Origin of the sequence: Streptomyces sp. NBC_00273 (genome assembly GCF_036178145.1) — a bacterium.
Taxonomy (GTDB): domain Bacteria; phylum Actinomycetota; class Actinomycetes; order Streptomycetales; family Streptomycetaceae; genus Streptomyces.
Genome location: NZ_CP108067.1, coordinates 5,895,721 through 5,915,094, shown reverse-complemented (window position 1 = coordinate 5,915,094; position 19,374 = coordinate 5,895,721). Strand labels below are relative to the sequence as shown.

The 19,374-nt window shown below is 72.6% G+C and carries 16 protein-coding genes and 1 tRNA gene; 10 read left to right on the top strand and 7 right to left on the bottom strand.

Annotated elements, in window-relative coordinates:
• The first annotated feature begins 5 nt into the window (after window positions 1-5).
• Window positions 6-1,103, top strand: coding sequence for an alpha/beta fold hydrolase (locus tag OG386_RS26175; protein ID WP_328790150.1), 1,098 nt, complete (start codon window positions 6-8; stop codon window positions 1,101-1,103).
• Between the two features lie 75 nt (window positions 1,104-1,178).
• Here OG386_RS26175 and OG386_RS26170 read toward each other — a convergent pair whose 3' ends face one another.
• The 3 genes from OG386_RS26170 to OG386_RS26160 form a co-directional block, all read right to left on the bottom strand.
• Window positions 1,179-2,051, bottom strand: a complete 873-nt coding sequence (locus tag OG386_RS26170; protein ID WP_328790149.1) for a DivIVA domain-containing protein — start codon at window positions 2,049-2,051, stop codon at window positions 1,179-1,181.
• A gap of 131 nt (window positions 2,052-2,182) precedes the next feature.
• A complete protein-coding gene (locus tag OG386_RS26165; RefSeq protein WP_328790148.1) occupies window positions 2,183-4,675 on the bottom strand; it encodes an SUKH-4 family immunity protein in 2,493 nt (830 codons plus the stop codon).
• A 7-nt stretch (window positions 4,676-4,682) separates the two neighbouring features.
• The gene (locus OG386_RS26160) at window positions 4,683-5,678 is read right to left on the bottom strand and encodes an SMI1/KNR4 family protein (RefSeq protein ID WP_328790147.1); all 996 of its coding nucleotides are present in this window, start codon (window positions 5,676-5,678) and stop codon (window positions 4,683-4,685) included.
• 230 nt (window positions 5,679-5,908) lie between these two features.
• On the opposite strand from OG386_RS26160, the gene OG386_RS26155 reads away from it, so the two are divergent.
• Together OG386_RS26155 and OG386_RS26150 are read left to right on the top strand one after the other, a co-directional pair.
• Window positions 5,909-6,487 (top strand): YwqJ-related putative deaminase, encoded by a 579-nt coding sequence (locus tag OG386_RS26155; RefSeq protein WP_328790146.1) that lies wholly within the window; start codon window positions 5,909-5,911, stop codon window positions 6,485-6,487.
• A gap of 2 nt (window positions 6,488-6,489) precedes the next feature.
• Window positions 6,490-6,996, top strand: a complete 507-nt coding sequence (locus OG386_RS26150; protein ID WP_328790145.1) for an SUKH-3 domain-containing protein — start codon at window positions 6,490-6,492, stop codon at window positions 6,994-6,996.
• A 507-nt stretch (window positions 6,997-7,503) separates the two neighbouring features.
• Here the strand turns inward: OG386_RS26150 and OG386_RS26145 are convergent.
• The gene (locus OG386_RS26145) at window positions 7,504-8,775 is read right to left on the bottom strand and encodes a sensor histidine kinase (RefSeq protein ID WP_328790144.1); all 1,272 of its coding nucleotides are present in this window, start codon (window positions 8,773-8,775) and stop codon (window positions 7,504-7,506) included.
• A gap of 161 nt (window positions 8,776-8,936) precedes the next feature.
• Here OG386_RS26145 and OG386_RS26140 point away from each other — a divergent pair.
• The 5 genes from OG386_RS26140 to pth all read left to right on the top strand — a co-directional run bounded on the left by OG386_RS26140 (window position 8,937) and on the right by pth (window position 13,127).
• Window positions 8,937-9,008: transfer RNA gene (locus OG386_RS26140), tRNA-Gln, on the top strand.
• A 109-nt stretch (window positions 9,009-9,117) separates the two neighbouring features.
• A complete protein-coding gene (gene glmU / locus OG386_RS26135; protein ID WP_328790143.1) occupies window positions 9,118-10,563 on the top strand; it encodes a bifunctional UDP-N-acetylglucosamine diphosphorylase/glucosamine-1-phosphate N-acetyltransferase GlmU in 1,446 nt (481 codons plus the stop codon).
• Window positions 10,564-10,696: 133 nt separating this feature from the next.
• A complete protein-coding gene (locus OG386_RS26130) occupies window positions 10,697-11,674 on the top strand; it encodes a ribose-phosphate diphosphokinase (RefSeq protein ID WP_030008898.1) in 978 nt (325 codons plus the stop codon).
• A gap of 179 nt (window positions 11,675-11,853) precedes the next feature.
• A complete protein-coding gene (locus OG386_RS26125; protein WP_328790142.1) occupies window positions 11,854-12,438 on the top strand; it encodes a 50S ribosomal protein L25/general stress protein Ctc in 585 nt (194 codons plus the stop codon).
• Between the two features lie 98 nt (window positions 12,439-12,536).
• The gene (gene pth / locus OG386_RS26120; RefSeq protein ID WP_301370452.1) at window positions 12,537-13,127 is read left to right on the top strand and encodes an aminoacyl-tRNA hydrolase; all 591 of its coding nucleotides are present in this window, start codon (window positions 12,537-12,539) and stop codon (window positions 13,125-13,127) included.
• Window positions 13,128-13,206: 79 nt separating this feature from the next.
• Here the strand turns inward: pth and ppc are convergent, their stop codons facing one another.
• Window positions 13,207-15,969 (bottom strand): phosphoenolpyruvate carboxylase, encoded by a 2,763-nt coding sequence (ppc, locus tag OG386_RS26115; protein WP_328790141.1) that lies wholly within the window; start codon window positions 15,967-15,969, stop codon window positions 13,207-13,209.
• Between the two features lie 356 nt (window positions 15,970-16,325).
• On the opposite strand from ppc, the gene OG386_RS26110 reads away from it, so the two are divergent.
• Window positions 16,326-17,306 carry an acyl-CoA desaturase gene (locus OG386_RS26110; RefSeq protein WP_328790140.1) on the top strand — a complete coding sequence of 327 codons (981 nt, stop codon included), beginning with the start codon at window positions 16,326-16,328 and terminating at the stop codon, window positions 17,304-17,306.
• Window positions 17,303-17,977, top strand: a complete 675-nt coding sequence (locus tag OG386_RS26105) for a TetR/AcrR family transcriptional regulator (protein ID WP_189735476.1) — start codon at window positions 17,303-17,305, stop codon at window positions 17,975-17,977. The genes OG386_RS26110 and OG386_RS26105 overlap by 4 nt, the downstream gene beginning before the upstream one ends.
• A 72-nt stretch (window positions 17,978-18,049) precedes the next feature.
• Here the strand turns inward: OG386_RS26105 and OG386_RS26100 are convergent, their stop codons facing one another.
• On the bottom strand, window positions 18,050-18,442 hold the full coding sequence (locus OG386_RS26100) for a VOC family protein (RefSeq protein WP_328793359.1): 393 nt from the start codon (window positions 18,440-18,442) through the stop codon (window positions 18,050-18,052).
• Window positions 18,443-18,444: 2 nt separating this feature from the next.
• A complete protein-coding gene (locus tag OG386_RS26095; RefSeq protein ID WP_328790139.1) occupies window positions 18,445-19,302 on the bottom strand; it encodes a trans-aconitate 2-methyltransferase in 858 nt (285 codons plus the stop codon).
• Window positions 19,303-19,374: the final 72 nt, after the last annotated feature.

Sequence of the window (19,374 nt, the reverse complement as noted above, 5' to 3'; positions counted from 1 at the left end):
CAGTAATGTTCGGTGTCATCCTCGCCGCCACCACCGCCGCACTCGCCACGCCTGTCGCCGGGCTGCTCGGCCACCGCGCCGTGCGGCGCTCGGCGAACGCCGCGCTCATGCGGATCGACGCGCCGACCGGCATCGACGAGCAGGGCTTCGTCCGCATCGGCGGGATCGACCAGTGGATCTCGATCCGCGGCGAGGACCGCACCAACCCCGTGCTCCTGGAGCTGCACGACGGTCCCGGGGCGGCCAACTCCCCCTACGGAGCCCGCACCCGGGAGTGGGAGAAGCACTTCACCCTCGTCCGTTGGGACATGCGCGGCGCCGGCCTGACCTTCGCCCACGCCCCCGCGGACCAGGGCGGACCGGTCACCTTCGCCCGGCTCCACCAGGACGCCCTGGAGGTCACCCGGTACGTCCTGGACCGGATGCGCGTGGACCAGGTGGTGCTGATGCCGAGCTCCTTCGGCACCACCCTCGGCCTGCGCCTGGCCCGCAGCCACCCGGAGCTCTACTCCGCGTACGTCGGCACCGACCAGAACGTCCAGGAGGCGGGCCGGGACACCTCCGCCTACGAGGGCACGCTGGAGCGGCTGCGGGCCGCGGGCAGGACCAAGGACATGGCGACGATCGAGGCGATGGGGTCCGACCCCCGGCGCTGGACCTCCGCGCAGCGGTCCTCGTACGACAAGCTGTGCGCCGGCAGCGACCCGCTGACCCTGGACACGGTCAAGAAGGTGATCCTCGGTTCGCTGTGGCTGTCACCGCTCTACACCCTCGGCCGGATCAAGGCGTACTTCGGCGGTCAGGGCTTCTCGGAGTCCGTCACCGAGGGGACGTCGGAGTTCGACGACCTGGCCGACGGGACCCGCTTCGAGATGCCGTTCTTCATCTTCCAGGGAGCGCTCGACGTGATCACCCCGGCGGCGCGAGCCAAGGCGTACTTCGACGCCGTCGAGGCACCGGTGAAGGCCTTCGAACTGATCGAGGGGGCCTCCCACTTCGCCGCGCTCCGTCACCCGGACCGCTTCCTGGACCTCCTCCTGGCCCACGTCCGCCCCGCGGTCACCACCGCCGGCCGTCGGGGAACGGCCACCGTCACGCCCTGAGTCCGTACGGTCCGCCAGGACGACGCCGGGGCGGCGCGGCACCCCGGCCCCGGCCCCGGCCCGACACCTCGCCGCCTAGCCCTCCGCCGGAGCGCGGCCCGTCAGTGCGGCCAGGCTGGAGCGGACGTGGTTCATGTGCGCCCGCATCTCCTCCGCAGCCTCCCCGTGCTCCCGCAGGATCCCCCGCGTCTCGCGCCCGATCCGCTCCTCCGCCACCCGCGCCTGCGCGATCAGCTCGGCCGCCTGTGCCTCCGCGTCCTCCTGCCCGTGCCGCGCCGACTCCTCCGCCTCCGCGAACTCGCGCCGCGCCTCCGCCAGTCGGGCCTCGAGGTGCCGCTCCAGCTCCGCGTGGCGCGCCTCCAGGTCCGCCTCGCGCGCCGTCAACTCCCGCTCCGCCGCCTCCCGGCGCTCCGCCTGCTCCTGCTCGCGCTCCGCCCGCTCCGCCTCCGCCCGCCGCCGCGTCTGCGCCAGCGCGGCCGCCGCCTGCGCCCGCCACGCCGCCGCGTCCTCCCGCGCCCCCGACCGCGCGTCGTCCGCCTCGCGCTGCGCCCGCAACAGCCCCTGCCGGGCCCGGACCTCCGTCTGCTCGCGCACCGCCTCCGCGTCGCCCCGCGCGAGCTCCGCCGCCCGGTCGGCACGCGCCTCGGCCGCGCCCAACGTCGCCGCAGCGTCCACCCGCGCGTCCGTCCGCAGGGCGTCCGCCTCTTCCTCCGCCAGCAGCAGGATCCGGCGGGCCCGCTCGCTCAGCTCGTCGTACGTCTGCGGAGCCAGCGCGGCGACCGCCTCCCGCAGCCGCGCCGCGTCCGCCTCCATCTGCTTGGCCAGGACCGTCAGCCGGGCCACCCGCTCCCAGGCCTCGTCCCGGCTCCCGGACAGCCGGGCGAGATACCGGTCGACCTCTTCCATCCGGTAGCCACGACCGCGCACGGTCGCAAAGGGTGCACTCATCCGGGATGCGCCTCTCTCGCGGGGATTCCCGTCAAGGATGCGCCATTTGATCCCGGAAGCCGGAATGGCCGGGCCGAGACCCTGTTCGAGGGTCCCGACCCGGCCATCCAGCCGATCACACGATCAGCCGATCAGAGCAGTCCGTCCCACATCTGCTCCAGCAGCACCGACCACCAGCTCTCCGGCGAGGACAGCGCCGCGCTGTCGAGCCCCGCCAGGTTCGCCTGGAAGTCCACGGTCCAACGGCCCGCCTGCTCCGGCGTCAGATGCTGGCGCAGTCGCCACATGTGACCCAGCATCGCCAGGGACCGCACGAACTGCGGCAGGCTCGAGTTCACGAACTGCGGCGGTACGGGAGCACCTCCCGGGCCGCCCTCCACCGGCACCGCCACGATGTGCGCGGTGCCGTACTGGACGCACAGCGCCTTGCCGAAGTCGCTGCCGATGACCAGGTACGAGCCCGCGTCCGAGGCCGGCTGCACCTGCCGCTGCTGGGCCAGCTCGGCCAGCGTCGGCACCGGCTGGCCGGGCACCGCCTGCGCCCAGAAGAACGGACCGAAATCGACCGGCAGACCCGCCCACATCAGCGTCTGCGCCACGATCTCCGGCACGCCCTGCCGGGACACCGCCCGCTGGTCGAAGCGGAACACGCCCTGCGGACCGAACGCCGCCGCCAGCTCCTGCCCGATCGCCTCCAGCGGGATCGCCGGCTGCAGCGGGACCTGCGGCAGCGGCGCCCGTACCGGCGCGGGGCGCGCCGGACCGTCCGCCACCTGATGCAGCTCGCCCTGGTGCGTGAGCAGGTGCCGCATGCCCTGCTGGCGGCCCGCGTGGTCCTTGCCGTACGGGGCCACGCTCGTGATCCGCACCTGCGGCCAGGTCTCCCTGATCATCCGGGCGCAGTAACCGCCGGGCAGCTCACAGGACTCCAGCTCGGTGTGCAGCTCCAGCACCTGCTGCGGCGGCACGTTCATCGCGCGCAGCTCGTAGAGGATCTGCCACTCCGGGTGCGGGGTACCGGGCGCCGAGCGGCGGATGAGCTGCTGCTCGGAGCCGTCGGGCGCGCGGTAGCGGAGCACGGCCTGGTAGCCGGGGCCGACGGTGGGCGCACCGGTCGGGACCGGAGGCTGCCCGCCGGGACCACCGGGCGCGCCGGGCGGCGGGCCGGGGGGCCCGGGCGGCTGCGGGACACCGGGGCCGGCCAGCATCGTCGCGGCATGGTCGAGCCCGCCACCGGGCGCACCGGGTGCGCCGGGCGGACCGGGAGGCTGCGGTACGCCGGGACCCGCGAGCATGGTGGCGGCGTGATGGGCCCCGCCACCGGGAGCCCCGGGCGGACCGGGAGGCGCGGGCGGCTGACCGGTGACGGCCGGGCCGGCCAGCATCGTCGCGGCGTGGTCGAGCCCACGACCCAACGACCCCGGAGCCCCGGGCGGGCCGGGAGGCTGGGGCACACCGGCACCCGCACCCGCACCCGGAGCCCCCGGCGGACCGGGAGGCGCGGGCGGCTGACCGGTGACGGCCGGGCCGGCCAGCATCGTCGCGGCGTGGTCGAGCCCACGACCCAACGACCCCGGAGCCCCGGGCGGACCGGGGGGCGCCGGCGGCTGACCCGCGCCCGGAGCACCGGGCGGACCGGGGGGCTGCGGAACACCGGGGCCGGCCAGCATCGTCGCGGCATGGTCGAGCCCGCCACCGGGCGCGCTGGGCGCACCGGGCGGACCCGGCGGCGTCGACGGCGTCGACGGCCGGGAGATCTGGGCCTTGCTGGTCGGCGCGTCGGCGATGTCGCTCGCCGCCGAACCGCCTTGCGAACCGCCCGCCGAATCGCCCGGCGACCCCAGCACGGGCACGACCGCGGTCCTCGGCAGCTGGCTGCCGCCCGGCATCAGCGTGGTCTTCGCCTCCGGGGCCACCCCGGACGACGGCGCGTCCTCCAGGTCCGTCCCGGTCAGCGGCGGCGCGAACACGGTCGCGGGCAGCGGTACGGACGCGTCGTCCGTACCGGAGTTCACATCGGTGCCCGCCCAGGGCGTGGCGCCGATCGGCACCGCGGGCGCGGCCGGAGCCGCGGCCGTCGCCGGAACGCCGTCGTTGGCCGTGGGCTCGTACGGGATCTCACCGCCCCGCCGCAGCGGCACGGCCGGGGCGGGCGCCGGTGCCGCAGGAGCCGGCGTAGGCGCAGCAGCCGGCGCGGGCGCGGCGTCGACGGGCGCGGTCGGAGCCGGCGTGGGCGTCGACCTCGGCGCGATCCCCGCCCGGTCCGCGGCCTCCTGCAGCCACTCCGGCGGGCTGAGCATGAACGAGGTCTGCTCCGAGTCGATCCGCGGCGGCGGAACCGAAGCCTCCGAGACGGCTACGGCCACGGCCCCGTACTCCTCCTCGTACCGGCGGATCACCTCACCCACCGGCAGTCCCGGCCACAGCGTCACCTCCCCGCTGTCCCGCGCGATGACCAGCCGCTGCCGCCCACCACCGGACACGGGACCGGCCGCGCGGTCCTCCGCCCACACCACGAACCCGAGCCCGAACTCCCGTACGCGCACCTCCCGGTGCTGGTACGCGGGGACGTCCCCGTTGATCCACTCCTCGGCGCGCTCCTGCGCCTGCGCAAACGTCACCATCGCGCGCTCACCCTTCCACCGGTGCCGGACCCGACACCGGAACCGAACGTGCGAATCCGCCGTCCACCATCAGACCGGCCACCGTCTCCAGCTCCGGCGGGTTGCCGGCCAGCCGCTCGAGGAAGGCGTCGAAATCAGCACCGCACGGCAGCAACAACCGCTCCACGCGCTCCTGGACCGACCAGCCGTCCCGGTCGCGGGCATCGTCGTACGGGGAGAACCACACCGAGCCGATGCCCTCGCCCTTGACCTTCAGCGCGAGCAGCCCGCCCTGGGCGAAGGCCACGCACAGGTAGTCCTTCGTCAGGTGGTCCCGCAGGCACTTGTTGACGTACACCAGGTCGTTGACCGCCGCCTCCTCACGCACCGTGAAGAAGGGCTGGTCCACCAGCAGACCGAGGTCCACGTCCAGGCCCGCGCCCACCGGCGCGCAGCCGCCCGCGGCCTTCAGGAACGAGCGGTACGGTTCCGGCAGCCGGTAGCCGAGGTCCTCCTCGACCCCCTGCACCTGTTCCTCGGAGACCGACACCACCGACTTCGGCAGCCCCAGGTGCGCCGGGCGCACCTCCTGCAACGGCCGCGTCCCGCGCTTGTCGTGGTCCACCGGAGCCGTCGCCAGGCCCGCGTGATGCCGCAGCAGCGCCTTCACCTCGACCGGGACCAGCTCCATGCGCCGCGAACCCGCCACGTGGTGCCAGGTCCAGCCGTGCGGGGTCGCCACCGGCCCGACCGTGTCCCACAGCTCGTGCCCGGCGGCCTTCATCGCGGCGTTCGCGGACACGTAGTCCGTGAGCCGCAGCTCGTCCACGCCGAAGCCCTCCGGCGGTTCGGCGATCTCCACGGCCGCGCGCGCATAGGCGGAGAAGTCCGGATGCCCATTGCCGTCCATCCGCACCCCGTGGGGATGCCGAGCGGCCCGGACCGGGTCCGGGAAGTGCACGACCTGCCCCGAGTAAGCGGCGTTGGGTGGCGCGGCCTGCTGCCCGAGCCGACCTGTCGTCATGGCGGTAGCCCCCTGCTGGATCTGGCTGGTTCACCACAGCCTATGCGCTGGGGCAAGACCCTTACCCGCGCCCGACCGGCGCACCCGCCCGAGGGCCAGGAACATCCGAATTGATACGAATATTCGACCTGGCTTCCGCATGACAGGTGACATTTGACAGGCTGTCCCCGCAGTACGGGGGCGTGAGCGACAGGGGTCACCACCGCCGCCACGGGAGGGAAAGCACGCGCATGCACAACACGGCAACACGCACTGAATCCGGCGACACCGCGCCGGACGCAACAGGCGCACCGGGCTCCGCCGGCCCGGCCGGCGAAGCCGCCGGCCCCGCCGGCGACCCCCGGCTGCGCTGGAGCAGTACCGACGGCCGCCCCGCCGTGCCCGTCCTGCGCTTCCGCCGCGACGGCATCCTCCCCACCGTCGCCGCCGCCCTCTCCGTGCGCGGCGAGACCCTCACCGGCACCGCCGGCAAGGCCGATCAGCCGCCCGCGCTCCATCCGCTCGTCCAGGACTTCCTCGACACCCTCACCAGCGGCCAGCGCGAACGCTTCACGGGCCGATGTCCGGAGGCGATCCTGCTCTCCCGCCACCTGACCGCCGTCGAGGGCGCCCGCTCCCGGCGCGCCTCCCGCAAACCCCTCTCCGCGAGCGAGGCCCGCCGCTCCCTCAAGCACGCGAAGATCACCGCCCGCCACATCCGCGAGGACGGCGACCCCCTCCACGGCAGCTACGCACCGCCCTGCCGCTCCTGCGACGCACTCCTCGCCCACTTCGGCGTACGCTCCGTCGACCTCACCCCCTCCGAGTAGCCATGACCGCCGCCTCCGCGTCCTACGACCGCTCCTCGGCCACCCGTTTCCCGGTCGCCGTGGACTCCGCCCTGCGCACCGCCAGCTGGGAACCCGGCCGGTGGGACATCAAGCAGGCCGAGTACTGGGCCGACGCCCTGCGGGACCACACCACGCCCGCCGGACACCGGCACACCGTCTTCCCCGCCGCCGTCGAGGCGTGGGCCGAGTTCGGCGGCCTGACGGTCGCCGCGCACGGCCCCGGCCGCCAGATCGCCCCGACGCCCGTCCGGATCGACCCGCTCACCGGACTCCACCTCGCGCGCACTTTCGCCGACCTCGGCCGGGCCCTCTCCACGCAGCTGTGCCCGCTGGGCGTCGAGGCCGACGGCGGCTCCCACCTCGCGATCGACCGCGAGGGCCGCGCCTACGGCATCGACCACACCGGCGACTGGTACCTCGGCTCCACCGTCGACGAGGCCCTCACCCTCCTCCTGACGGGCCTCCAACCGACCCGCCTGACCACCTAGCTCCGGCCGGTCGGTGGTCCCGGGGCCCTTTGGCTCCCGCCGGGGTGGTGGTGTGGTGCGGGGTCGCTGCGCGGTTCGGCACGGGCTGGTCGGTGGTGCCGGGGCTCTGCCCCGGACCCCGCGCCTCAAGCGCCGGCGGGGCTGGGTGGTGTGGGGCGGTGCCCCGCCGGAATGTCTCCTCGGCTCGCGCGGTGCGCCATGTCGCGGTCGTGCTCGGTGGTGCGCGCTCGTCCTGCGGGGACACTCCACCGTGTCCCCACCCCACGGCAAGGCTCCGTCAGTGCCCCGAAGCCGCCCCGACGCGTGGGGAGCGGGGACGGTGAGGGGTGTCCCCGCAGGACCGCTGGGTACCGCCGAGACAGACACCCCTGTCCGGTCCCGCGGACCGGCCCGCACCGCGCCCGCGGATCCCGGCCCACAGGACGACTCGGACCCGCCCGCCCCGCCGAGAAGAGGCCCCGCGGGCCGGCCCGCACCGGGTCCGCAGGACGACTCGGGCCCGCCCGGCTACGCCGTCGGCAGGACCGCCGAGACCTTGAAGCCGCCCGCGTCCGTCGGACCGGACACGAACACCCCGCCCAGCGCGAGGACTCGCTCCCGCATCCCGACCAGTCCGTTCCCGCCGCTCGGCAGGCCCGGTTCGGGGGCCTTGCCGTCGCAAGGGCCGTTCTCCACCTGCATGGCCACCTCCCCGGCCCGGTGCGCGAGCCGCACCACGACCCGCGCGCCCGGGGCGTGCTTGTGGCAGTTGGTGAGCGCCTCCTGCACCACGCGGAACGCCGTCTGCTCGACCTCCGCCGCGTACGCCGCCCACTCGCCGTGCACCAGCATCTCCACGCTCATCCCCGCCGCCCGCGACTGGCCGACCAACGCCTCCAGCTCGCCGAGCGAGGGCCCGTCCTCCGCGGCGCCGGCGCCCGCTGCGAACGTGACCGCGACGACGGGCACAGCGGGCAGCGCGGGAGCCGGGGCCGGCTTGGGCGGCGCCCGGAGCACGCCGAGCATCTCGCGCAGCTCCGTCAGCGCCTGCCGCCCCATGTCCCCCACCAGGGCCGCGTTCTTCGCGGCCCGCGCCGGGTCCTTGACCGCCACCGCCTCCAGTGCGGCCGCGTGCACCACCATCAGCGAGACCCGGTGGGCGACCACGTCGTGCATCTCCCGCGCGATCCGGGTGCGCTCCTCCGTACGGGCCCACTCGGCCCGCTCCTCCGCCCGGTCCGCCAGCAGCGACAGCTCCCGTTCCAGGGAGTCCGCCCGTTCCTGCAGGCTCTCCATCAGCCGCCGCCGGGCCCCGATGTAGAGCCCGAACAGCATCGGGGGCACGGTCAGCGCCACCGCGACGAACCCGGACAGCACGACCACGAGCGTCGTGTCGGCCTCCACGTCCCCGCGGGTGCGCAGGTACATCACGACGAAGGTCGCGGCCAGCGACATCGAGGCCAGCGTGGCCGTGATCCGCCGGGGCACCTCGGAGGAGGCCAGCGTGTACATCCCGACCACCGAGAGCAGGAACCCCATCGAGGCCGGTGCCACGGCGATCCCGACGAGCACCACGGCGATCGGCCACCGCCGCCGCAGCACGAGCGTGGCCCCCACCACGAACCCGAACAGCACGCCTACCGCGGTCGGCAGCCCCGACTCGGCGGCGAAGGGCACGCCCTCCCACGCGCACTCGAGGGCGGACACCCCGCCGAGCACCAGGTCCCCCACGGCGTCGCGCCGCCGCGCCCACCACAAAGGCGGCCCGGCCCGGCCTTCCACTTCCCCCGTTTTGGTCATGCCGTCCAGCGTACGGGCGGCTTGTGCGACGCCCCGGGGAAATACCCCGCCACCGAAACGACGGGGACGGGTACCGTCGCGGTGAGGGCAGGTGGTACGGCATAGTAGGGACGGCCAGCTTGATCGGTACGCCGAAATGTCCGATTGGGCTACATTCACTATCCCCTGTGGTGTAATTGGCAGCACTGAGGCTTTTGGTGCCTTATGTCCGGGTTCGAGTCCTGGCGGGGGAGCTGCGCAACTCCGGGTCCGGACCTTCTCGGTCGGGACCCACGTTCGTTCGGGGCCACCGGCACCCCGGTATCCTTCACGGGTCCACCCCCGAAGCCGAAGGGCATCCCCGTGAGCGCCAACCGCCCGGCAGCCGTCGTCGTACTCGCAGCGGGTGAAGGCACCCGCATGAAGTCGGCGACTCCCAAGGTTCTCCACGAGATCTGCGGGCGCTCGCTCGTCGGTCACGTCGTCGCCGCCTCCCGCGAGCTGGACCCCGAGCACCTCGTCGTGGTCGTGGGGCACGCCCGCGAGCAGGTCACCGCACACCTGGCCGGCATCGACGCCGACGTCCGCACCGCCGTCCAGTACGAGCAGAACGGCACCGGGCACGCCGTCCGCATGGCCCTCGAAGAGCTCGGCGGCGGCATCACCGGCACCGTGATCGTCGTCTGCGGCGACACCCCGCTGCTGACCGGGCAGACCCTGGCCGCGCTCGCGCGGACGCACGAGGCCGACGGCAACGCCGTCACCGTGCTGACCGCCGAGGTCCCCGACTCCACCGGCTACGGACGCATCGTCCGCGACGCCGGCGGCGCCGTGACGGCCATCGTCGAGCACAAGGACGCCTCCGACGCCCAGCGCGCGATCCGCGAGATCAACTCGGGCGTCTTCGCCTTCGACGGCGCCCTGCTCGCCGACGCCCTCGGCAAGGTCCGTACCGACAACAGCCAGGGCGAGGAGTACCTCACCGACGTCCTCGGCATCCTGCGCGAGGCCGGGCACCGCGTCGGCGCGGCCGTCGGCAGCGACCACCGGCAGATCCTCGGGATCAACAACCGCGTGCAGCTCGCCGAGGCCCGCGCGCTGCTGAACGCGCGCCTGCTGGAGCAGGCCATGCTCGCGGGCGTCACGGTCGTCGACCCGGCCAGCACCTTCGTCGACGTGACCGTCACCTTCGGGCAGGACGCGATCGTGCACCCCGGCACCCAGCTGCTGGGGACCACGCACATCGCCGAGGGCGCCGAGGTCGGCCCCAACACCCGGCTCAAGGACACCCACGTGGGCGCGGGCGCCCGGGTGGACAACACGGTCGCCGAGAGCGCGGTCGTGGGCCCGCAGGCGAGCGTGGGTCCCTTCGCGTACCTGCGCCCCGGCACGAACCTCGGCGCCAAGGCCAAGGCCGGTACCTACGTCGAGATGAAGAACGCGACGATCGGCGAGGGCACCAAGGTCCCCCATCTGTCGTACGTGGGCGACGCGACGATCGGCGAGTACACCAACATCGGCGCCGCGAGCGTCTTCGTGAACTACGACGGCGAACACAAGCACCACACCACCGTCGGCTCACACTGCAAGACGGGTTCGGACAACATGTTTGTGGCTCCCGTCACCATCGGGGACGGCGCCTACACGGCCGCCGGGTCCGTGATCACCAAGGACGTGCCGCCGGGCGCCCTGGCCGTGGCCCGTGGCCAGCAGCGGAATATCGAGGGCTGGGTGGCCCGCAAGCGTCCGGGCAGTGCGGCTGCCGCGGCGGCGCAGTCGGCGGCCCCGGAGGACGCCGAGCGCCCCTGAGGTGAACTGACCGGAAACAGGTACGCCCGCGACGGCGTACCGTGATAGGTGCACGCAATTCGGCTGGCTCACCGTGTGCGGGACGGACGCACATGGGGGCGAGCAGCTTCAACACGTCTGAGGAGACTGTGCTGTGACCGGGATCAAGACGACCGGCGAGAAGAAGCTGATGCTCTTCTCCGGCCGCGCCCACCCCGAGCTGGCCGAGGAGGTTGCGCACCAGCTGGGCGTCGCCCTCGTGCCGACCAAGGCTTTCGACTTCGCGAACGGTGAGATCTACGTCCGCTTCCAGGAGTCGGCGCGCGGCGCGGACTGCTTCCTGATCCAGAGCCACACGGCTCCGATCAACAAGTGGATCATGGAGCAGCTGATCATGATCGACGCGCTGAAGCGCGCGTCGGCACGCTCCATCACCGTGATCGTGCCGTCCTACGGGTACGCCCGCCAGGACAAGAAGCACAAGGGCCGCGAGCCGATCTCGGCCCGCCTGGTCGCCGATCTGCTGAAGACCGCGGGTGCGGACCGCATCCTCACGGTCGACCTGCACACGGACCAGATCCAGGGCTTCTTCGACGGCCCGGTGGACCACCTCTCGGCCCTGAACGTCCTCGCGGACTACGTCGGCGCCAAGGTGGACCGCACGAAGCTCACGATCGTGTCCCCGGACGCCGGTCGCGTGCGCGTGGCCGACCGCTGGTGCGACCGTCTGGACGCGCCGCTGGCGATCGTGCACAAGCGCCGCGACAAGGACGTCGCCAACCAGGTGACCGTCCACGAGGTCGTCGGTGAGGTCAAGGGCCGCGTCTGCGTCCTGGTCGACGACATGATCGACACCGGTGGCACCATCTGCGCCGCGGCCGACGCGCTGTTCGCGCACGGCGCCGAGGACGTCATCGTGACGGCCACGCACGGCATCCTGTCGGGCCCGGCCGCTGACCGTCTGAAGAACTCCAAGGTCAGCGAGTTCGTCTTCACGAACACCCTGCCGGACCCGTCCGACCTGGAGCTCGACAAGATCACGGTGCTGTCGATCGCCCCGATGATCGCGCGCGCCGTGCGCGAGGTCTTCGAGGACGGCTCCGTCACCAGCCTCTTCGAGGAGCAGCAGTAACCGCTGCGCGGTAGATCCTTTTGGTGCGGCCTCCCCCGCCGGGTACACTCCATGAGTTGCTCGGCGAGGGAGGCCGTACCTGTTTGCGGTACGGATGCTCCGTTATCGACGCGCTCTTCGTAGCAGGCCGTTTCGGCCGGGTGACTTCCGTTTCTTCCGTCACCCCACGAGGAGTGAGCATGTCCGAGGTCAAGCTTTCCGCCAAGATCCGCGACACCTTCGGCAAGGGCTCTGCCCGCCAGGCCCGCCGTGACGCCCTGACCCCCGGCGTCATCTACGGTCACGGCACCGACCCGAAGCACGTCAACGTCGACGCCCACGCCCTTCAGCTGGCGCTGCGCACCCCGAACGTCCTGATCTCCCTGGACCTCGGCGACGCCGGCACCGAGCTGGTCATCCCGAAGGCCGTGCAGAAGCACCCGCTGAAGCGCTCCATCTCCCACGTCGACTTCCTGATCGTCAAGAAGGGCGAGAAGGTCACCGTCGACGTCGCGATCGTGACCGAGGGCGACCTGGCCGCCGGTGGCAACATGCTGGAGACCCTCCAGAACACCATCTCCGTCGAGGCCGAGGCCACCCACATCCCGACCGAGGTCACCGTCTCGATCGAGGGCCTCGAGGCCGGCGCCACCATCCACGCCTCCGACCTGGTCCTGCCGGCCGGCACCACCCTGGCCGTCGACGGCGACATCGCCGTCCTGCAGGTCGTCGCCCCGCAGGCCGAGGAGCCGGCCGCCGAGGCCGCCGAGGGCACCGAGGCCTGAGCCTCGCCCCACGCCCTCAGCAGTTGCTGACCGACCGCCGTCCGGCTCCACTGGAGCGGGACGGCGGTCGTCTTCGTAGCGGAACCTAGGAGCTTTTGATGTCGGACGACGCGGCACCCTGGCTGATCGTGGGCCTGGGGAACCCGGGACCGGAGTACGCGGGCAACCGCCACAACATCGGGTTCATGGTGGCCGACCTGCTGGCGGAGCGGATCGGCGGGAAGTTCAAGGCGCACAAGGCCCGGGCCCAGGTGGTCGAGGGCCGCATCGGTCCGCCGGGGCCGGCCAACCGCCGCGTGGTGCTGGCCAAGCCGATGACGTACATGAACCTGTCCGGCGGCCCGGTGACGGCGCTGCGCGACTTCTACAAGGTGCCGCTGGAGCGGATCGTCGCGGTCCACGACGAGCTGGACATCGACTACCCGACGCTGCGGCTGAAGCTGGGCGGCGGGGACAACGGGCACAACGGCCTGAAGTCGATGACCAAGTCCATGGGCCCCGACTACCACCGGGTGCGGTGCGGCATCGGGCGGCCGCCGGGCCGGATGCAGGTCGCGGACTTCGTGCTGAAGGACTTCTCCTCGACGGAGCGCAAGGAGCTGGACTGGTTCGTGGACCGGGCCGCGGACTCCGTGGAGTGCCTGATCCAGGAGGGCCTGGAGCGCGCCCAGTCGGCGTACAACTCCTGACGTCGGCGTCTGGATGTACGGGGAGCCCCCGCACCGGTCGGTGCGGGGGCTCCCGTGCGTGGTGGTGCGGGGCTCGGCGTCAGCCGGTGTTGCGCAGGCCCGCGGCGACGCCGTTGACCGTGAGCAGCAGGGCGCGGGCGAGCAGCGGGTCGGCTTCCTCGCCGCGGGCGGCGGCCGCGCGCTGGCGGGCCAGCAGCGAGACCTGGAGGTAGGAGATGGGGTCCAGGTAGGCGTCGCGCACGGCGAAGGTCTGCTGGAGCACCGGGTTCGAGCCGAGGAGCTCTTCGGCGCCGGTGATGCGCAGGACCTCGCGGACGGTGAGCTCGTGCTCGGCCTCGATGCGGGCGAAGACGTGCTTGAGGTGGTCGGGCACGAGGGTGTCGACGTAGTGGCGGGCGATCCGCAGGTCGGTCTTGGCCAGCGTCATCTCGACGTTGGACAGGAAGTTGCGGAAGAAGTGCCAGCGTCCGCCCATCTCGGCGAGGACGTCCTCCTGGCCGGCCTCGCGCAGGGCCTTGAGGCCGGAGCCGACCCCGTACCAGCCGGGGACGATCTGGCGGGACTGGGTCCAGCCGAAGACCCACGGGATGGCGCGCAGACCGTCGAGGCCGGCGCCGGAGTCGGGGCGGCGGGAGGGCCGGGAGCCCAGGTGGAGGTCGGCGAGCTGGTCGACGGGGGTCGCGGCGAAGAAGTACGCGGGCAGGTCGGGGTCCTCGACGAGCTCGCGGTACGCGGCGTGCGCGGCGTCGGAGACGATGTCCATGGCCGCGTCCCAGCGGGTGAGGGCGTCGTCGGACTGCCGGGGCGCGGTGTGCAGGGCGGAGGCCTGCAACGTGGCCGCGACGGTCAGTTCGAGGTTCTCCCGGGCCAGCGAGGGGACCAGGTACTTGTCGGAGATGACCTCGCCCTGCTCGGTGACCTTGATCTCGCCTTCGAGGGTGCCCCAGGGCTGGGCGAGGATCGCGTCGTGGGAGGGGCCGCCGCCGCGGCCGACGGTGCCGCCGCGGCCGTGGAAGAGGCGCAGGCGCACGCCGTAGCGGTGGGCGACGTCGCGCAGCCGGCGCTGGGCGCGGTGGATCTCCCACTGGGAGGTGGTGATGCCGCCGAACTTGGAGGAGTCGGAGTAGCCGAGCATGACCTCCTGGACGTCGCCGCGCAGGGAGACCAGGCGCCGGTAGGAGGGGTCGGCGAGCATCTCGTCGAGGATGACGTCGGCGGCGCGCAGCTCGTCCGTGGTCTCCAGGAGCGGAACGATGCCGATCTTGGCCCAGCCGGTGTGGAGGTCGATGAGGCCGGCCTCGCGGGCGAGGACGGCGGCGGCGAAGACGTCGTCGGCGCCCTGGCACATCGAGATGATGTAGGACTCGATGACCTCGGGGCCGAACTTCTCGAAGGCGTCCTTGATGGCGCCGAAGACGCCGAGCGTCTTGGCCCCGGCGGCGTCGAGCGGGGCCGGGGTGGGCGCGAGCGGGCGGCGGGAGCGCAGTTCCTTGGCGAGGAGCTTCTGCCGGTACTCGCGCGGCATGTCGGCGTAGCGCCAGGACTCCTCGCCGAGGCGGTCGAAGAGCTGCCCGAGCGCGTGGTGGTGGGCGTCGGCGTGCTCGCGCACGTCCATGGTGGCGAGCTGGAGACCGAAGGCGGCCAGGGTGCGGATGGTGCGGTCCATGCGGCCGTCGGCGAAGAGCGCGCCGCGGTGTTCACGCAGGGAGGTCTGGATGAGGGTGAGGTCGGTGAGCAGCTCGGCGGTGCCGAGGTAGTCGCGGCCCTCCTCGTGCGGGATGCCCTTGGCCAGGCGCTCGCGGGTGTTGAGGAGCTTCTGCCGGATGCAGGTGGCCTTGAGGCGGTACGGCTCCTCGGCGTTCAGCCGCTTGTAGCGCGGGCTGATCTCGGGGAGGCGCTCCAGGTCGGCCTGGAGGGAGGCGAGGAGTTCCTCGGTGGCTCCGGTGTAGCGGATGGAGTTGGAGAGGAGTCCGCGCAGGTAGTCGATGAGTTCCAGGGCGTCGGTGATGCCGTGCTCGTGCTGGAGGATCAGCACGTCGCGGGTGACCTCGGGGGTGACGTTGGGGTTGCCGTCGCGGTCGCCGCCGATCCAGGTGCCGAAGGTCAGCGGGCGGGTGCCGGCGGGGATCTCGACGCCGACGCGCTGGAGCTCGGCGGCGAGGTCTTCCAGGACGTCGCCGACGGCGCCCGCGTGCAGCTCGTCGAGGTAGTAGATGGCGTTGCGGGCCTCGTCGGCGGGCTCGGGGCGCACGACGCGCAGCTCGTCGGTCTGCCAGACGAGGTCGATGTTCTCTGCGAGGCGCAGGTCGTGGCGGCGGCGGTCGCCGGCGCCGGTGACGGGCTCCTCCAGCAGCGTGGCGATGCGGCGCAGCTTGTTGAGGACGCTGCGGCGGGCCGCCTCGGTGGGGTGCGCGGTGAAGACGGGGCGGACGTTGAGGTTCTTGACCGTCTCGCGCAGGTGGTCGGGGTCGGCGTCCTTCAGCATGTCGGCGGTGCGGGCGAGGAGCCCGCCCTCGGCGGCACGGTGGGCGCGCAGTTCCTTGCCGCGGTGCACCTGCTCGGTGACGTTGGCGAGGTGGAAGTAGGTGGAGAAGGCGCGCACGAGCTTGGCGGCGGTCTCCAGGTCGGTGTCGCCGAGCAGGGCGGCGGCGGCCTCGCCGTCGGTGCGGGTGAGGGCGCGGACGCGCTCGACGAGGTCGAGGAGGTCCTGGCCCTCCTGGCGTACGAGGGTCTCCCCGAGGAGGTCGCCGAGGCGGCGGATGTCCGCGCGCAGTTCCGCGTTGGCGGTGGCGGCCGGGGTGACGGGGGCCTGGCCCTGGGGGGCCTGGTCAGCACTGCTCACAGGTGCGGCTCCTTGCAGTGTTCGAGCGCTACTGGGCGGTGGGCTCCCGGCGACGTGCGGCGATGCCTTTCCCCGGACTCGGTCCGGGGGCGGGATCTCCGCTCCTGATGCGCAGCTCGGGCTGCCCGTGCGGACCGCGCTGTCCGACGGGACCCAGGATAGGTGTCCGATGCGTGTGCCTGGACAAACGTCTCATCAGGCGGCGCGTGAACACCTCGCGCGCGCTCCTTCTCCCGGCGCTGCCCCCCTTGCCTGCGCACCCGGCTTTGCCATACTTACGATGCCGTAGGTTACGGGTCCGTAGGGTCTCGTATCCGGGGAGCCCGCCGACTTCACTCACCCCCCAGGGGACACCCATGACCACCAGTCCCGATCTGATCGAGGGTGCCTCCGCACCCTCCGACACGTCCGAGCCGTCCGCGACACTCGGCGGCGAGAACAAGCGCTCCATCGAGCAGATCGCTCTGCTGCTGTTCATCACCGTGCCCTTCGTGGCCCTGCTGGCGGCGGTCCCGCTGGCCTGGGGCTGGGGGGTGAGCTGGCTGGACCTCGGCCTGATGGTCTTCATGTACTTCCTGGCCTGTCACGGGATCACCATCGGTTTCCACCGCTACTTCACGCACGGCTCCTTCAAGGCGAAGCGGCCGCTGCGGATCGTGCTGGCCGTGATGGGGTCGATGGCGGTGGAGGGGCCGCTGGTGCGCTGGGTGGCGGACCACCGAAAGCACCACAAGTTCTCGGACCACGAGGGTGACCCGCATTCGCCCTGGCGGTTCGGGGAGACGCTGCCGGCCCTGATGAAGGGGCTGTGGTGGGCGCACATCGGCTGGCTGTTCGACGAGGAGCAGACCGATCAGCAGAAGTACGCCCCCGACCTGATCAAGGACCCGGCGATCCGCCGGATCTCGCGGGACTTCGTCTTCTGGACGATCTTCTCGTTGGCGATCCCGCCGCTGGTGGGCGGTTTGGTGACGATGTCCTGGTGGGGCGCGTTCACGGCGTTCTTCTGGGGCTCCCTGGTGCGGGTCGCGCTGCTGCACCACGTGACGTGGTCGATCAACTCGATCTGCCACGCGGTGGGCAAGCGGCCGTTCAAGTCCCGGGACCGCAGTGGCAACGTCTGGTGGCTGGCGGTGCTCTCGTGCGGCGAGTCCTGGCACAACCTGCACCACGCCGACCCGACCTCGGCGCGGCACGGTGTGCTGCGCGGCCAGGTCGACTCCAGCGCGCGGCTGATCCGCTGGTTCGAGCAGCTGGGCTGGGCGACGGACGTCCGCTGGCCGTCGGCGGCCCGCATCGACGCCCGGCGCAGGGAAAACGAGTCGAACGCGGCATGATGGGGGGCGTGGCGATCGACGGCAGTAATTCCAGCAGCGACAAGCCCAGGCGCGGCCGCCGGGTCCGGATGACGGGCGCGGAGCGGCGCCAACAACTGCTGGACATCGGCCGGACGCTGTTCGCCGAGAAGGGCTTCGAAGGCACCTCGGTGGAGGAGATCGCGGCGAAGGCCGGGGTGTCCAAGCCGGTGGTGTACGAGCACTTCGGCGGCAAGGAGGGCCTGTACGCGGTCGTCGTGGACCGGGAGATGCGCCAGCTGCTGGACGGGGTGACGGGCGCGCTGACGGCCGGGCACCCGCGGGAGCTGCTGGAGCAGGCGGCGTTCGCGCTGCTGGACTACATCGAGTCGTACACGGACGGTTTCCGGATCCTCGTGCGGGATTCCCCGGTCGCCCAGTCGACCGGCACCTTCGCCTCGCTGATCAGCGACATCGCCACGCAGGTCGAGGACATCCTGGGGCTGGAGTTCAAGGCGCGGGGCTTTGACCCCAAGCTGGCCCCTTTGTACGCGCAGGCGCTGGTCGGAATGGTGGCGCTGACCGGGCAGTGGTGGCTGGACGTGCGCAGGCCCAAGAAGGCGGAGGTCGCGGCGCACCTGGTGAATCTGGCCTGGCACGGGCTGGACGGGCTGGAGTCGAAGCCGCAGCTGGTGGGCCGGCGCAAGAACTGAGCCCCGTACGCGGACCACGACGGCGCCCCGTCACCGGAGATCCGGTGGCGGGGCGCCGTCGTGTCGTGCGTCTTAGGCGCAGGGCTCCAGTGCTGCCGGTTCCGGGTGGTGCCGTTCCAGGAATTCGAGCCGGTTGCCGACGGGGTCCTCGGAATAGAAGCGGCGGTGGCCCGGTAGGTCGTCGTCCCAGACCACCTTGGCCCCCCGCTCCCGCAGTCTGCTCGCGTACGCGTCGATGTCGGTCACCCGTAGCCCCGGATGGGCCTTGCGGGCGGGCCGGAAGTCCTCCTCGACGCCCAGGTGCAGCTGGACGGGCCCGGCGGCGAACCAGCAACCCCCACGGGCGGCGAGGCCCGGCGGCTTGGGGATCTCGGTCATACCGAGGACGTCGGTGTAGTACGCGCGGAGCCGGTCCTCCGATTCCGGCGGCGCGGCGAGTTGCACGTGGTCGACTGCGGTCAGCACGGTCATGCCTCCTTGCGGGCTACGGCGAAGATGCGGCGGAACGGAAAGACGGTGCCGCGCGGGCCGGTCGGATAGGCCGCGCGAAGCCGGTCACGGTATTCGGTGAGGAAGGCGTCCACGGCGTCCCGGTCGTCGCCGAGGGCGGTGAGGACGGGCCGCAGGGCGGTGCCCTTGACCCAGTCGAGCACGGGGTCGGGGCCCTGGAGCAGTTGGTAGTAGGTGGTCTCCCAGATGTCGGCGGCGCAGCCGAGCTCGGTGAACCGGGCGAGGTATTCGGCGGGTTCGAGGAGATGGACGTAGCGGGCGCCGTGACCGGCGAGCCGGGCCCGCCAGCGCGGGGTGTCGCACTGCTCGGCGAGCAGGGCGTGGCTGGGGGCCGTGAAGTTGCCGGGGATCTGGAAGGCGAAGGTGCCGCCGGGGCGCAGGCCGTTGATCCAGGCTCCGAAGGAGCCGGGGTGGCCGGGGACCCACTGCAGGGCGGCGTTGGAGACGATCAGGTCGTAGGGCTCCTCGGGGAGCCAGGTGGCGAGGTCCCCGTGGCGGAAGTCGAGGCCGCCGCCGCCGGGGGTGGGCCCGGCATACTCCGCGGTGGCGCGGTCGAGCATCTCCGGGGAGAGGTCGAAGCCCGTGATGCGGGCCTCGGGCCAGCGCTCGGTGAGGAGGGTGGTGACGTTGCCGGGGCCGCAGCCGAGGTCGGCGATGCGGGCGGGGCGCTGGGGGAGCTCGGGTATCCGGGTGAGCAGGTCGAGGAAGGGCCGTGTGCGGTGGCCCGAGTGCCGGAGGTACTGCTGGGGATCCCAGGTGGGGGCGGAGGGCGCGGTGGACGTGGGGGTCCCGGCGCGCGCGGTATCGGAATACATGTTCGAGCCTCCCTGCTGGCGGGCGATCGGAAGCGGAATCCGTTCCGGCCCCCTCCATGCCCCATGCTCGCT